14 protein-coding genes and 1 tRNA gene are annotated in these 14,091 nt (G+C 40.4%); 6 read left to right on the top strand and 9 right to left on the bottom strand.

Features of this window, described 5'->3' with window-relative positions; genetic code table 11:
• Positions 1–9: 9 nt before the first annotated feature.
• A complete protein-coding gene (locus ACP26M_RS18340) occupies positions 10–1,488 on the top strand; it encodes a rhomboid family intramembrane serine protease (protein WP_426582115.1) in 1,479 nt (492 codons plus the stop codon).
• Between the two features lies 1 nt (position 1,489).
• On the opposite strand, the gene ACP26M_RS18345 is transcribed toward ACP26M_RS18340, so the two are convergent.
• The 3 genes from ACP26M_RS18345 to ACP26M_RS18355 are packed head-to-tail and all read right to left on the bottom strand — an operon-like array spanning position 1,490 to position 3,395.
• On the bottom strand, positions 1,490–2,290 hold the full coding sequence (locus ACP26M_RS18345) for an ABC transporter permease (protein ID WP_426582117.1): 801 nt from the start codon (positions 2,288–2,290) through the stop codon (positions 1,490–1,492).
• Positions 2,287–3,192 (bottom strand): ABC transporter ATP-binding protein, encoded by a 906-nt coding sequence (locus tag ACP26M_RS18350; protein WP_426582119.1) that lies wholly within the window; start codon positions 3,190–3,192, stop codon positions 2,287–2,289. Before ACP26M_RS18350 ends, ACP26M_RS18345 begins: the two co-directional genes overlap by 4 nt.
• Complete coding sequence (locus tag ACP26M_RS18355) at positions 3,186–3,395, bottom strand: hypothetical protein (protein ID WP_091220896.1); 210 nt, start codon at positions 3,393–3,395, stop codon at positions 3,186–3,188. Before ACP26M_RS18355 ends, ACP26M_RS18350 begins: the two co-directional genes overlap by 7 nt.
• A gap of 241 nt (positions 3,396–3,636) precedes the next feature.
• Between ACP26M_RS18355 and ACP26M_RS18360 the strand changes: the two genes are divergently transcribed.
• The 3 genes from ACP26M_RS18360 to ACP26M_RS18370 are packed head-to-tail and all read left to right on the top strand — an operon-like array spanning position 3,637 to position 6,834.
• Positions 3,637–4,692 carry a sensor histidine kinase gene (locus tag ACP26M_RS18360; RefSeq protein WP_426582122.1) on the top strand — a complete coding sequence of 352 codons (1,056 nt, stop codon included), beginning with the start codon at positions 3,637–3,639 and terminating at the stop codon, positions 4,690–4,692.
• 18 nt (positions 4,693–4,710) lie between these two features.
• Positions 4,711–6,045, top strand: coding sequence for a 3-keto-disaccharide hydrolase (locus tag ACP26M_RS18365; protein WP_426582124.1), 1,335 nt, complete (start codon positions 4,711–4,713; stop codon positions 6,043–6,045).
• Between the two features lie 54 nt (positions 6,046–6,099).
• Positions 6,100–6,834, top strand: a complete 735-nt coding sequence (locus tag ACP26M_RS18370; RefSeq protein WP_090530824.1) for a LytR/AlgR family response regulator transcription factor — start codon at positions 6,100–6,102, stop codon at positions 6,832–6,834.
• Between the two features lie 103 nt (positions 6,835–6,937).
• On the opposite strand, the gene ACP26M_RS18375 is transcribed toward ACP26M_RS18370, so the two are convergent.
• Positions 6,938–8,698: an ABC transporter ATP-binding protein gene (locus ACP26M_RS18375; protein ID WP_426582127.1), complete on the bottom strand. Its 1,761-nt coding sequence runs from the start codon at positions 8,696–8,698 to the stop codon at positions 6,938–6,940.
• Between the two features lie 73 nt (positions 8,699–8,771).
• Positions 8,772–9,335, bottom strand: coding sequence for a ribosome recycling factor (gene frr / locus ACP26M_RS18380; RefSeq protein WP_090530830.1), 564 nt, complete (start codon positions 9,333–9,335; stop codon positions 8,772–8,774).
• Positions 9,336–9,486: 151 nt separating this feature from the next.
• Here frr and ACP26M_RS18385 point away from each other — a divergent pair, with 151 nt between their 5' ends.
• Positions 9,487–9,876 (top strand): hypothetical protein, encoded by a 390-nt coding sequence (locus ACP26M_RS18385; RefSeq protein ID WP_426582129.1) that lies wholly within the window; start codon positions 9,487–9,489, stop codon positions 9,874–9,876.
• A gap of 510 nt (positions 9,877–10,386) precedes the next feature.
• Here ACP26M_RS18385 and ACP26M_RS18390 read toward each other — a convergent pair.
• The 4 genes from ACP26M_RS18390 to ACP26M_RS18405 form a co-directional block, all read right to left on the bottom strand.
• Complete coding sequence (locus ACP26M_RS18390) at positions 10,387–10,857, bottom strand: hypothetical protein (RefSeq protein WP_426582131.1); 471 nt, start codon at positions 10,855–10,857, stop codon at positions 10,387–10,389.
• Between the two features lie 10 nt (positions 10,858–10,867).
• Positions 10,868–11,659, bottom strand: a complete 792-nt coding sequence (cdaA, locus tag ACP26M_RS18395) for a diadenylate cyclase CdaA (RefSeq protein WP_090530839.1) — start codon at positions 11,657–11,659, stop codon at positions 10,868–10,870.
• Between the two features lie 102 nt (positions 11,660–11,761).
• Positions 11,762–12,232, bottom strand: a complete 471-nt coding sequence (locus ACP26M_RS18400) for a group II truncated hemoglobin (RefSeq protein WP_426582133.1) — start codon at positions 12,230–12,232, stop codon at positions 11,762–11,764.
• A gap of 78 nt (positions 12,233–12,310) precedes the next feature.
• Entirely contained in the window at positions 12,311–13,282 is a 972-nt protein-coding gene (locus ACP26M_RS18405) for a polyprenyl synthetase family protein (protein ID WP_090530846.1), read from the bottom strand.
• Positions 13,283–13,542: 260 nt separating this feature from the next.
• Here ACP26M_RS18405 and ACP26M_RS18410 point away from each other — a divergent pair.
• Positions 13,543–13,630: transfer RNA gene (locus ACP26M_RS18410), tRNA-Ser, on the top strand.
• Positions 13,631–14,091 lie beyond the last annotated feature (461 nt).

A 14,091-nucleotide genomic window follows, 5' to 3' on the forward strand; every position in this document is an offset into this window, starting at 1 on the left:
CCTGACCTTATGGCATTTAGCTTTACCCCTTCATTTAATAAACAAATTGATACAAACAACGCCGACCCAAAACATATCCTGGTAATCGCACTCGAGACCGCCCGGCAACTGGATTGGAGAATAATTTATACCGGAAAAAATGGGCTAATAACAATTATAGGCGGAGGCCTTTTTTCACCCATGCAGGAGTTCAGGCTTGTTATTAATCAGTCTGATATTTTGCTGATAAGTAAAAACGCCGATGGAAAAATTACTGATTGGTCGGAAATGAACGAAGAGAATGTAAATACTTTCATTGAAAAATATGATCAGCTTAAAACATCTCTGAACAGCGAATTTATCGAGGAAAAATTAGTCGAACTCACTCCCATATTTGAATCTGAAGAAGAAGATATCTTAAACGCCCCTCCACCAACCACAAAAAAAAAGTTACTGGGATTCCTTAGTTTTTTTATACCACGGCCTGAATACTTCATAACACCAATAATTATAAATGTTAACATCGCGATTTTTATTATTATGGTTATTCGTGGTGTATCGGCGTTCGAACCTACAGTAAGCGACCTCATTAGCTGGGGAGCAAACTTTGGGCCACTCACTTTAGATAATCAATATTGGAGACTAATAACGGCAATTTTTCTTCATATCGGCATCATGCACTTGCTTTTAAACATGTATGCCCTGATGTATATAGGTATGCTACTTGAACCCCGGCTTGGCAAACTAAAATTTGCAGCTGCCTATTTATTGACAGGTTTATCTGCCAGCATAGTTAGTGTTACAACGCATGGGTTTATTGTTAGTGCAGGTGCATCCGGGGCTATATTTGGCATGTATGGTGTATTTCTTTCCATGCTCACAACAAATATTATCGAAAAAAACGTACGAAAGCAACTTTTGGTCAGCATAGGCTTTTTTGTCGCTTTTAATTTATTATATGGTACTAAAGAAGGGATTGACAACGCGGCTCACGTTGGTGGACTGGTAAGCGGATTCATTATAGGATACCTTTACTATCCAAGTCTTAGCAAACCGGATAATACAGGATTAGAAGTTCTCTCTGTAATGTCCATTGCCGTTTTAACACTACTATGCTGTACCGTTACCTACTATCAAACACCTAATGTATTTGCTATATACCAGAAAAAAATGAAGGATTTTGCCATTAAGGAGTCGATGGCATTAGAGGTAATGCAAATGCCTAAAAATACTGCTAAAGATGTTTTAATGTCCGAACTGAAGGATAGGGGGATATATTACTGGAACGAAAATATCCAGGTTATCAACTCTGCCGACTCGCTTGACATTCCCGAACCTTACAAGGCACATGACGATATGCTTAAAAAATATTGCCAGCTACGTATTAACAGTTATAATTTGTTATATAAGCGATTACAGGATAGTACGACAGTTAACCGAGCGTCGATAGATTCAATTAATCACGAGATAACTCAGATTATTGACGATCTTAATAAACACAACAAATAAGCTATTTCACACTCTTACGCTGCACGATAAAATACCCGGCGATAAATACTACAGTAGCAACGGCCATACTAACAAATACATCTTTTGTAAAAACATCTATCTGCAACCGTTTAGAAGGATCACCATGATTGTTCTTTAACATGGTGGTTATTGCAGCCATGGGATGGGCATAAGGGTATAAATAACTGTATTCCCAGCCTTTTGAGGCAGCTACAACACCCGCTATGGTGCATATAAAACCAATTCCCATCGGCTTTAAAAAATCTGCCCAAAATAAACTGAGTAAAAACTGAATGGAAAGGATACCTAATGATGATAAAAACAGTTTGAAATAGATCTGTGCCAGTTCTTTCTCCATGTGGAAATCGTCGAACCGTAACTCTGGTTTTACTATGCTTAACAAATTGCCGAAACCAATGGTAAACAGCACAAACAACGCAAGGCAAACAAATACAAGGAAAACCGCATAAAAAAATTTAGCCGCATAAACCGACCAGCGGGGGATTGGCAGATTAAACAAGGTTTTCCAGGTATCGGCCCGGTGTTCGATACTGTTTACGGAGTATGCTATAAATATGATATACATTGGCAGCACCAATGAGCCCATGATACCCAAAATAGCACCAGCAAACTGTAGCCAAAGCATCATCGGCGGCATTGACACCAACTTTTCACTTTTGGTATAAAACCCTACGAACAACAAAACACCTATAAATAAAGGAAGCATTACCGAAGCCCAAAAGCCGAGTGTTTTACGGCTTTTGTAAAACTCCGAACGGAACGATAGTATAAATCCTTTCATGGTTTAGGCGTTTTGGTGATATCTAAAAATAGTTTCTCCAGGTCTTTTTGCTGTTTACTGATGCTGTAAACCGTTTGCCCGTTTTTATTGAGCAGGGCGTTGATCTCGCCCATTTGCTGTTTGGAGATGTAGGGTACCAGTAAATGCTCGTCGGTTACTTCGGTAACGTTAATATGGTTGCGGGTTAAGAGGTTGGCGGCGTCAACGGTATTTTCGGCATCAACGCGCACCAGCGGTTTACTAATGGCCTGCAGGTCGGCAACACTCCCCTGAAAAAGCATTGCGCCATTATTTATAATGCCCACATGCGTGGCCATCCGTTCAATTTCGGCCAGCAGATGGCTTGATATAAAAACAGTTTTACCGTGTTGGGCAACAAGCTTTTTTAAAAGCTCGCGGATCTCGATGATACCGTTTGGGTCGAGGCCGTTGGTAGGCTCATCCAAAATCAACAATTTAGGATCGGCCAGCAGGGCCAGTGCAATTCCAAGCCGTTGTTTCATCCCTAATGAATATTGCCCGGCCTTTTTATTGGCGGCGGCGGTTAGCTGTACCAGGTCAAGCATATCTTCAACGCGCTGAGCAGGCACCTGCAATAATAAGGCCCTGTTCAATAAATTTTCCCTCCCGGTTAAATGCTGGTATAAAGCAGGCTGTTCAATAAGCGAGCCTATTTGTGAAAGTATGCTGATGCGGTTAGTTTTGATATCCTGCTCAAAAATGTGGATGTTACCTGCATCGGGTTTTAGCAGGTTAAGCAGGAGTTTGATGGTAGTGGTTTTCCCGGCGCCGTTGGGACCGAGAAAACCATATATACTTCCTTCCGGAACTTGCAGCGCCAGAGATTTAACTACCTGCTGCTTACCAAAGGTGAAGGAAAGCCCTTCGGTTTTAATTACCATATATTATTTTTTGCTACTGAGCAAACGGTTTTAACCATTACAAAACCTTTGTGAAACAATGAGGTAGCATGTACTGCTGTGCGGCCAATTATTGCTGTTTCCTTTTTTTGCTCGAACTGGTAGCTTACACCCAAAATAAGGGCAAACATTACCGGGATCAATAACATGATAAAAGGATTTGAATTTTTGATAAGCGTTTTCATTGTGAGTGGTGATTTTATACAACAAAGGAATATTAAAAAAATAACCTGCTAAAATCATTTAGACCAACACACTTTGTTTATAGATGAACGCTTTTCTGCACCTTTTAACCAGTTCATCGATGATAAAAGCCAGTTCATCGAAAAAATGAGCCGCTATATATAAATAACAGGCCGATATCATTATCAAAATATTAAATTAGATGCCACACCCGTAAACATAAAAGGGATTTAAAAACAGCGAATGGAGGCTTCATTACCATTACCGAAATCCAGAACCGGCATTAAAACTGCCTGGATAATTTTTTGGCACCTGTTTTTTTGGACGGGCATTATATCCTTTTTTGTTTTTTTGGCAAGGCTAAACGATGCGCAGCTCAGTACCAAAGAGCTGCTGGTGATCTTTTTGCTTTATCCTGCTATTAACATCAGTCTGTTTTACCTTAACTACCTGGTTTATATCCCCAATTTCCTTAATAAAAAACGGTATTGGGAATATGCCACAGCTGTACTGGTAAGCATAATAATATATGGCATAGGTAAATATGGAGTAGGGCTAATATTTAAGGACATTGTATTAGTACATCAAAAAGGGCATGTAACCAGTTTTGCCACCTATTTTTACAGCAGTATTTTCACCAGCCTTATATTTGTTTTCCTGAGCACAGCGCTAAAATTCAGTACAGACTGGTTCCTGAACGAACGCATCCAGCGCGACCTGGAAAATCAGCGCCTTATTGCCGAGCTGGCTTTTCTGAAATCGCAGATCAACCCGCATTTTTTATTTAACTCCTTAAACAGTATTTATTCACTGGCTTATCAGCGCTCAGAAACTACCCCCGAGGCTATTTTAAAGCTTTCGGAAATTATGCGTTATATGCTGTATGAATGTAACGAAAACAAAGTTGACCTGAGTAAAGAACTCCAGTACCTGCAAAACTATATCGACCTGCAAAAGATCCGCTTTGGCAGCAAGGCATTTATTGATTTTAAGGTAGATGGCAATATCACCGATCAAAAAATAGAACCTTTGCTACTGATCGCTTTTATCGAAAATGCTTTTAAGCATGGCGTTGCAAATGATATCAATTCGCCTATAAAGCTACTTATTAACGTGGCGGATGGTAAACTGCATTTCTACATCCAAAACAAAAAACATAACAATAACCGTGATGCTGTAGGTGGAATTGGTTTGATAAATGTGCAGCGCCGGCTCAACCTGCTTTACCCCAACAGGTACTCTTTAAAAATAAGGGATGAAGAATATACTTACACCTGCGAATTATCAATAGATTTATAGTTATAACCCATTATAACCATGACCTGTTTGAAAAAATTTCTCCCTGCCCTGTTTCTTGCAACATCGGCCATTACCGCATCTGCACAAACCGATCCTAAAGCAACCGAAGTTTGGGACCCCGAACCTGAAGTAGTTTCACCGGGCGTCGGCAACAAGCCGCCATCTGATGCTATTATTTTGTTTGATGGTAAAAACTTGGACAAATGGACAGATCAGAAAGGCAACAAACCGGGCTGGATAGTAAAGGATGGTATTGTAACTGTTAAGCCGGGCAGCGGCTCTATCATCACCAAACAAAACTTTGCCGATTGCCAGCTGCATATTGAATGGCGCACCCCGGCTGTTGTTAAAGGAGAAGGACAGGAGCGTGGCAACAGCGGCGTAATTATGCAAAGCCGCTACGAACTGCAAATCCTGGATAGTTATAAAAACCGTACCTACTCAAACGGGCAGGCCGGTTCTGTTTATAAACAATACCTGCCGCAGGTAAATGCCTCGCTTAAACCGGGCCAGTGGCAAAAGTATGATATCATTTATACCGCTCCACGCTTTAATATCGATAGCTCGGTTAAATCACCGGCTTACATTACCGTATTACACAATGGCATACTGGTACAAAACCATGTTGCTATAAAAGGAACAGTGGCGCATGTTGGTCAGCCCAAATATCAAAAACATGCCTTCGCCTTACCCTTGTTGCTGCAGGAGCATGAGTTTCCGGTATCGTTCCGTAATATCTGGATCAGGGAGATTGGGGTTCAAAAGCTGTTGAACGGCAAGGATAAAAAGGGCTGGTATACCTACCTGGATACACTCGGTAAGGATAACGATGTACACAATAACTTCGCCATCGAAAACGGCATGGTACATGTAATGGGTAAATATTTTGGCTATATGGCCACCCAAAAATCGTACGATAATTATTACCTGAAAGTAGTATTTAAATGGGGGAGCAAACAATATCACCCGCGCGAAAAAGGCGTACGCGATGCAGGTATTTTATATCATTTTGGAGAGGGCGATAAGGATATTGTTTGGCCAAGATCGATAGAATGCCAGATCCAGGAAGGTGATTGCGGGGATATTTGGTGCGTACAGCATACTAATGTGGTTACGCCTAATAAATCGGCTATTGAGTGGGACCAGCAGCGTGTTTACCGCACCGCCAATTTTGAAAATCCGCGCGGCGAATGGAACACCATCGAAATTATTTGCAATGGTAACCAGATTGAGCATTATGTTAACGGGCATTTAGTAAACTGGGGAGTAGCTTCCTTATCGCACGGTCGCATCCTTTTACAATCGGAAGGCGCCGAGATCTGGTATAAATCTGTTGAAATGACGCCGTTATAACAAAACAGCACATTAAAAAATTTAGAATAACCATTATTACATTATTTTTACGCTATGATCAGATGTTTGGTAGTTGACGATGAGCCTTTGGCGCTGCATATTTTGGAAGACTATATTTCCAAGATGCCTTTTTTGCAATTGGTTAAAGCTACAACCAACCCCATCGAGGCGCTTACCATGGTACAGGCCGCCGAAGCCGACCTTGTGTTTTTAGATGTTCAGATGCCAGAACTTACCGGCATCCAGTTTTTGAAGATCGCCAACGGCAAGGCCAAGGTTATTTTAACTACAGCCTACCCGCAGTACGCGCTTGAAGGCTACGAACTTGATGTAGTTGATTACCTGTTAAAGCCTATCGCATTTGATCGTTTTTTTAAATCGGTACAAAAAGCACAAAGTATTATCCAGCCGGTTGCAGCCAAACCACAGGTAGTGATGCAGGCCGAACCCGTGCAGCAGGATGATTTTTCAACCGATTTTATCTTTGTAAAAACCGAGCATAAAATTCAGAAAGTTTACCTGCATGACATCATGTTTATTGAGGGCTTGAAGGATTATATCAGCATCTTCACTTCTGCCGAGCGTATTATTACCCTGCAGGGCATGAAAAAGATGGAAGATGCCTTGCCCGAAAAACATTTTGTTCGGGTACACAAATCATATATCGTCGCCCTCAATAAAATAGACAGCATTGAACGGAGCCGCATCCAGATAGGAGATAAGATCATCCCCGTAGGCGATACTTACCGCGATGAGTTTTTCAGGATGATTGAAAATAAAAATATTTAAGCTTGGTGCTTATCTGAGATTACTTCGTTTCTTATAATGACGATAGAAACTAAAAAAGGCGATGTTTTTAATATCGCCTTTCTTTATTAGATTACTTAGTGCCTTAATCCAACGTGTCCACTGTATCCTTCTCCCCTATCTGCTGCCTCCACATGGCATAGTATAAGCCTTTTTGGGCAATCAGATCGGCATGTTTGCCACCTTCAATAATGCGGCCTTTCTCCAATACATAAATGCTATCGGCATGCATGATTGTTGATAAACGATGAGCGATGAGAATGGTAATGTGATTTTCCTTTTCGGATACGTTACGGATGGTTTCGGTGATCTCTTCTTCGGTAATGGAATCAAGCGATGAAGTGGCCTCATCGAAAACAAGGATATCCGGTCGGCGTAATAACGCGCGGGCTATAGAAAGACGCTGCTTTTCGCCGCCAGATACTTTTACACCACCTTCGCCAATTACAGTGCTTAATCCTTTATCGGCGCGGGCCAGCAGGGTTTGGCATGCGGCACGCTGCAGCACATCCATACATTCCTCATCGGTAGCATCCGGGCGTACAAACTGCAGGTTTTCGCGGATGGTACCCGAAAACAGTTGCGTATCCTGGGTTACAAAACCTATTTTTTCGCGCAGCTGATCAAGGTCGATTTCTTTACTTAATGTACCGTTGTATAAAATATCGCCCTGCAGGGGCTGATATAAACCTACCAATAATTTAACCAATGTAGTTTTACCCGAACCCGAAGGGCCAACAAAAGCGATCGTTTCGCCCGAATTGGTTTCAAAGCTGATATGGTTAAGGGCATTACGATTAGCTGTTAAATGTTTAAAGCTGACATCGTTAAAAGTTAGGGTATTCACCTTTTCAAGCAATACAGGCTTTTCGGGTTTTTTGTCAATGGGGATACTTAGGATATTCCTGAAATTGCCAAGGGAAACTTCAGCCTCACGCCAGGAAAGGATCACATTACCTAACTCCTGCAATGGGTTAAATAAAAAGAACGAATAAAATAAAAAGCTAAAATACTGACCAGGAGAGATAGTCTCTTTGAAGATAAGCATTAACAGTACTACAACCATTACACTGCGTACAAAGTTTACGGTAGTACCCTGTACAAAGCTCATACTGCGTACATACTTCACTTTTTTCAGTTCCAGGTCGAGAATTTTGTAGGTAGTATTATTTAATCTTGCTATTTCCTGTTTTGCCAAACCCAAACTTTTTACAAGCTCGATATTCCTTAGCGATTCGGTTGTTGAACCTGCCAGCGCTGTTGTTTCGGCTACAATTGTCTTTTGGATTTTCTTAATTCTCCGGCTCATGGCCATACTCACAAAAGTGATGACAGGTATCGCCGCGAAATATACCAGGGTAACTTTATAGCTTACGCTTACCGAGTAAATGATAACAAATACCATCCCGATAAGCGAAACAAAAAGGATCCCGATAAAGGAGGTAATAAACTTTTCGCAATCTAAACGCACCTTTTGTAATATACCTAAAGTTTCGCCGCTCCGCTGGTCTTCAAATACCTGGTAGGGTAACTCAAGCGAGTGCTTTAAACCATCGGCATACATTTCGGCCCCAACCTTTTGGGTAATGATATTGGTAAAATAATCCTGGAAGTTTTTAGCTATACGCGATACCATGGCAACACCAATAGCAGCGCCAACCAGCATCAGCACCTGGTTGAGGTATGCGTCATATTGCAGCTTACTGCGTTGTTCAATAACACGGTCAACAATACGACCGGTTATCCATGGGTCGAGCAGTGAGAAGCCTATATTCATAGCCGCCAGGAAAAGTGCAAATACAACTATCCAGCGGTGTTTTTTTAAGTAAGAGATTAATACATTCATGTTTCAACGGCAAACATAAAAAAAGGGAATGGCTAAGTAGCTCATTCCCTTTTAATTTGACACAAGGTTAATATTAAACCGTCATGATATCTTTTTCTTTAGCTTCTGAAAGCTGATCAACTTTAGCAATATAAGCATCAGTAAGTTTTTGAACTTCAGCTTCGCCTGTCTTTATTTCGTCTTCAGAAACACCTTCTGATTTTAATTTTTTGATCTTTTCGTTAGCATCTTTACGGATGTTACGAACAGCCACCTTACCGGTCTCAGCCTCGGCTTTAGCTTTTTTAACCAAATCACGGCGGCGCTCTTCGGTAAGCGGCGGTACATTAATACGGATAATGATACCATCGTTTTGAGGGTTAACACCTAAATTAGCTTCTTTAATGGCTTTTTCAATAGGGTTTAACAATGATTTTTCCCATGGCTGAACAACAATGGTACGGGCATCAGGGGTGTTAACACTACCTATCTGGCTTAGTGGTGTTGGGGTACCATAGTAATCAACCCTGATATCGTCAAGTAATGAAGGGCTTGCCTTACCTGCACGTATTTTATTTAATTCGCTATCTGCATGGTCAATGGCCTTTTCCATCAAGGCCTTTGCATCGTTCACTTGTTTTTTAATGAGTTCGCTCATCGGTTTTTAAATTTTCCACAAAAGTAATAAAATCTATCAGTTTATGGCTTTGGTATTTGGGTTCAATTCAAAAGCATTTAACATTTAATAACATTATTTAACATTTAAATATTATTGAATGATAGGTATATTAGTATAAAATATTATCGCCATGAAAAAAGCCCTACTTTTTGTTGCAATTTTAGCCTGTGCAGATCAGCTTAAAGCACAAAGCCTCAATAAGGCGCCTAACAACAATAACGCTGCCGATAAACTTTTTAACCTGAAGCCATTAAAGCCTGACAGCAACTTGTCTAAACTAATCCCGGTACTTCCGAAAAACGGACTTTTAAATGATAACAGCACATTGCTAAATACCCGTGAACTTTTTGATAATGTAACCGTGTATAGCCGGATGCCTGTGGTTAAAACTTATCCTAACGATAATATGCCTGTGGTTAAAACAGATAAACCAGGGATGAAATACCATATGCTCATTAAAAGAATAGATGTTGTTAATCCGGATACGGTAGGTGTTAAAAAAGAAAAGGTTACTCCTTGATAGTGCTTTTATTCGTATCCAATTTATAAAACCATATTCCTAACAAAAGAGAAAGCGGATATGCTAAATAAGCAATAAAGCTCCTTTTGTTTAAAAATGACAGCGAATGGAACAATAAGACAAATAAGAGCACAAAAAATATTATGCTAACTACCGACAATATTAGCTTCATTACATTTCTGTTTACAATGAGCCTATTAAACAAGCTTGTTATTAAATAAAACAACATAAAGCATGGCACGGATAGTAACAACCCGAAGAATATCATATAAACATATATGACATTAGTTGCAACATTGACCACAAGGGTTCAGAAAGAAAATTGACCTCAACTCCTGACGGTAGCTGTGCAATGAATATAATAACAGGACAACTAACGTAGATGTCAACCAAATTCCCAAGCAATAAGACCTTACAGGTTTCATATAAGTTCATTGACGACACCACGACAAAGTCACAAGTCAGCCCAGCATTGTCCTGTGCACAAGACTTGCATCAGTTAAGTAATATTTACTGTGTTTTTATAACCGTATCACATTCCTGAGACATTAGCGAATCCTCACTAACTTCAATACCTGATTTAATTTTGTAAACCAAGATACTTATTATCAAAGCAAGGTAATAACCAATAAACATAGGAAATACCGAAGGCCAGTAATTTCTTCCGAAAACAAAGTGATAATTTAAAATAGATAGTGTTAGTATTATAAAAAACACAGACAGCAAACTAAGAATAATTTTTATATAGATTGGTGATATCCTTCTCTTTGTAAATCTGCGCAAAACAAAGGCAAATAATAACCATGAGGGAATAAACAAGATCGCCGACACAGGCACCATATAAACAAAACCTATAAGAATATCTGACACTTGATATATTTCAGGGTCATTGAAAATTGTAGCAATCCCAGTTAAAACAGCTCCTATTACAACTGTAGTTATAAATACTTTAAAACTATGAACAAGTTCTTTTTTCATCATATACAGTGCCTCAAAAATCCTTATTTAAAACTTTTTCCAGCTCTGCGAAGCTAATATTCATTTTAATCCGGCCTTGTTTGGCATATGAGATCTCACCAGTTTCTTCAGATACAATGATCGCCGTGGCCTCATTGGCTTCTGTTACACCAATACCTGCCCTGTGGCGCAGGCCGAACTGCGCCGGCAGATCCGTTTTTTCGGTAAGCGGCAAAATACAACTTGCCGATTTAATCTTATTCTCCGAAATCACCACCGCACCATCATGCAACGGACTGGTTTTCTGAAAAATGCTTTCCAACAATCGCTTTGAAATTTTGGCCTCCACCACCTCACAACTGTTTTGATAAAACTGTTCGTCATAATACTTGGCGAAAACAATAAGCGCCCCGGTGCGGGTTTGCTTAAGGCTTTTGCAGGCATCAATTATTGGCTTGATCCGGGCGTAATTATTTTTCTCCACTTCTGATTTTCCGAAGAAATATTGCCACCAGGCTTTATTGCGTTGGAGCGAAGCATTTTTACCTACCAATAGTAAAAACCGCCTTACCTCCTGCTGAAACACCACGATAATGGCAATGATCCCCACATCAACAAATTTGCCCAGGATAATGGTAAGCAGCTTCATATCCAAAGCCTTCACCACAAAATTGAGAGCGAAGATCACTGCAAATCCAATGAAGATATTAGCTGCAATGGTTCCCCTGATAAGGTTATACAACTGGTAAATGATCAAAGCCACCAGCAATACATCAAGAATAGAAAAGAAACCTATTTTAGGGAAGAGGGATTGTATTGACTGCATTTACGAAGTTAATAAGTTTACCCGAACATAAACGCCGGATGGATGCTAAATATGATAAGCCAACCGGGTACAACGGTCATTTTACATATCTGTGTTGTTACTTCAGGGGATATACGGCCCTCCCGGCACACCCCAGTCCCATTTTGGCATAGGCGTATCCGGGCTTTCTGTAGTATTATCTGTTTGGGAGTTCAGCACTGCTATCCGAGTACCCCACTCAAGGTAAGCCATAAAAGCTGAGCGAAATTCCGGATCATCGGGCAGTGACAGTTCATCGGCAGTTTGCAGCAACAGTTCAATCCAGCGCTTGCGGTGCGCTTCGGTTAAATGCTTTTGCAAATGTTTATTAATCATGGCATAATGGCTGCCTTCAGTTTCGCTATAGGTTTTTGGGCCGCCAAAAACTTCACTTACAAAATGCGCCACATGCATCCGGTGCTGGGGCGACATATGCTTAAATACAGGTTCCAACAGTTCATCGTCCAAAACCTTATCATAAAACTTGTTGAAAAGCAGTTCAAAAGCAGGTGTACCACCCGCCCATTCAAACAATGTAGGGATTGTAGCTGTCATAAGTGTAAAACCGGTTGTGATAAAGATAGGGAGTGCATCTTTAAAAAACCAGTTATTTATACGCAGCAATAAAATTGATTATTTGTCCCGTTCGGTAGTAAACCTAACCAGTTGCTCCAGCCCGCGGTGCGAATCACTGTCGGGAAAAGTGTTCAGGATTTCGAAAGCCTCCTCCTGGTACTTTTTCATCTGGGTTTCGGCGTATTGTAAGCCCCCGGTATCCTTCACAAATTTGATGATCTCAGCAATCTTTTTAGGGTCTTCATTATGGTTCTTCACCAGGTTGATCACCCTCTTTTTTTCTGAACTGCTGCAATTGGCCAGGGCGTAAATAAGCGGCAGAGTAACTTTTTTTTCTTTGATATCGATACCCAACGGCTTACCCACATCATCAGTTCCGAAATCAAACATATCATCCTTGATCTGGAACGCGATGCCTATTTTCTCGCCAAAGAGGCGCATTTTTTCAATCACCTCGTCACTGGCCCCTGCCGACGCAGCACCGCAGGCGCAGCAGGATGCAATAAGCGAAGCGGTTTTCTGCCTGATCACTTCATAATAAACAGGTTCACCAATATCCATGCGGCGCACCTTTTCAATTTGCATCAGTTCACCCTCGCTCATTTGCTTAACAGCATCCGAAACAATACGCAGTAATTGAAAATCGTTGTTATCAATAGAAAGCAGCAAACCTTTTGAAAGCAGGTAATCGCCTACCAAAACGGCTATCTTATTTTTCCATAAAGCATTGATAGAGAAAAAGCCGCGGCGCTGATAAGAGTTATCAACCACATCGTCGTGCACAAGTGATGCCGTATGCAACAGCTCAACCAATGCCGCCCCGCGGTGCGTTGCCTCATTGATCCCCCCGCAAATACTGGCCGAAAAGAACACGAACATAGGACGGATCTGCTTGCCTTTACGCTTTACAATATAATGCGTGATGCGGTCAAGCAGCGGGACGGAACTTTTCATTGAGTTCCTGAATTTCTCCTCAAACGCATCAATATCAGCAGCAATAGGTTTTTTAATGTCGTTGATGCTCAGCATTGCAACCAAAACAGTATTTTATGTTAACCACCGCCATGTGACAGTGCAGAGCAAACATAAGCTAAAATTATGTATCTGCATTGCAGCCTAATATTTTTTACTCAAATTAAACCAAAGCACACCATAACTGTCATACTTGCGCGAGTGCAATTTTTATAAGTAGAGTTAAGTTTTTGTGAAAGCGAAGCCGGTTAAAACAGGCTTCGCTTTTTTATTGATAGTAAGGGCAAATATTTTACCTTTGCAATCCACATTTACACGGAGAGGTGTCTGAGTGGTCGAAAGAGCACGCCTGGAAAGTGTGTATACTCCAAAAGGGTATCGAGGGTTCGAATCCCTCTCTCTCCGCTGAATGCTATAACTATCTGATAATCAGTTATTTATAGCGATATTTTAAAGATCGAAAAAGATTTTGAATCTTGCTTTTTTAAATTAAAAAACCCCTTAATTAGCGAAATTAAGGGGTTTTTCAATTTTAACTCTCTTTAAAAATCAAAAAACAATCACAATTCCATTGCGTCTTTTGTATCGTCTTTTTTTTCCAAAAAAAGACGCTTTCTGACTTATTTCGTTGTAAATCAATGGGTTGCAATAAAGCATAAAGATACTTTATAAGAAAATATAACTATTTAATAATAAGTTAGTTATGTTTTAAAAAAAATCAAGTATAATCCCACTTTAAGTCCCAGATATACAGATATATTAAGATGACTTTGAGAGTTACTATGCGGAATGCGGCCGTAATTTTATAGTACTGATGAAACACGCTAAACCTCATGCCTTTATATTGGATTATCTGTGCTACAGCC

Source organism: Mucilaginibacter sp. R-33, from assembly GCF_049949235.1.
In the GTDB taxonomy this organism is placed as follows: Bacteria; Bacteroidota; Bacteroidia; order Sphingobacteriales; family Sphingobacteriaceae; genus Mucilaginibacter.

Excerpts from the sequence above, each read along its gene's own strand:
- ACP26M_RS18360 (WP_426582122.1), top strand. The coding sequence starts at position 3,637 with ATGGAGGCTTCATTACCATTACCGAAATCCAGAACCGGCATTAAAACT.
- cdaA (WP_090530839.1), bottom strand. The coding sequence starts at position 11,659 with ATGCAGTCAATACAATCCCTCTTCCCTAAAATAGGTTTCTTTTCTATT.
- ACP26M_RS18400 (WP_426582133.1), bottom strand. The coding sequence starts at position 12,232 with ATGACAGCTACAATCCCTACATTGTTTGAATGGGCGGGTGGTACACCT.
- ACP26M_RS18385 (WP_426582129.1), top strand. The coding sequence starts at position 9,487 with ATGAAAAAAGCCCTACTTTTTGTTGCAATTTTAGCCTGTGCAGATCAG.
- ACP26M_RS18370 (WP_090530824.1), top strand. The coding sequence starts at position 6,100 with ATGATCAGATGTTTGGTAGTTGACGATGAGCCTTTGGCGCTGCATATT.
- ACP26M_RS18345 (WP_426582117.1), bottom strand. The coding sequence starts at position 2,290 with ATGAAAGGATTTATACTATCGTTCCGTTCGGAGTTTTACAAAAGCCGT.
- ACP26M_RS18340 (WP_426582115.1), top strand. The coding sequence starts at position 10 with ATGGCATTTAGCTTTACCCCTTCATTTAATAAACAAATTGATACAAAC.
- frr (WP_090530830.1), bottom strand. The coding sequence starts at position 9,335 with ATGAGCGAACTCATTAAAAAACAAGTGAACGATGCAAAGGCCTTGATG.
- ACP26M_RS18405 (WP_090530846.1), bottom strand. The coding sequence starts at position 13,282 with ATGCTGAGCATCAACGACATTAAAAAACCTATTGCTGCTGATATTGAT.
- ACP26M_RS18355 (WP_091220896.1), bottom strand. The coding sequence starts at position 3,395 with ATGAAAACGCTTATCAAAAATTCAAATCCTTTTATCATGTTATTGATC.
- ACP26M_RS18390 (WP_426582131.1), bottom strand. The coding sequence starts at position 10,857 with ATGATGAAAAAAGAACTTGTTCATAGTTTTAAAGTATTTATAACTACA.
- ACP26M_RS18375 (WP_426582127.1), bottom strand. The coding sequence starts at position 8,698 with ATGAATGTATTAATCTCTTACTTAAAAAAACACCGCTGGATAGTTGTA.
- ACP26M_RS18350 (WP_426582119.1), bottom strand. The coding sequence starts at position 3,192 with ATGGTAATTAAAACCGAAGGGCTTTCCTTCACCTTTGGTAAGCAGCAG.
- ACP26M_RS18365 (WP_426582124.1), top strand. The coding sequence starts at position 4,711 with ATGACCTGTTTGAAAAAATTTCTCCCTGCCCTGTTTCTTGCAACATCG.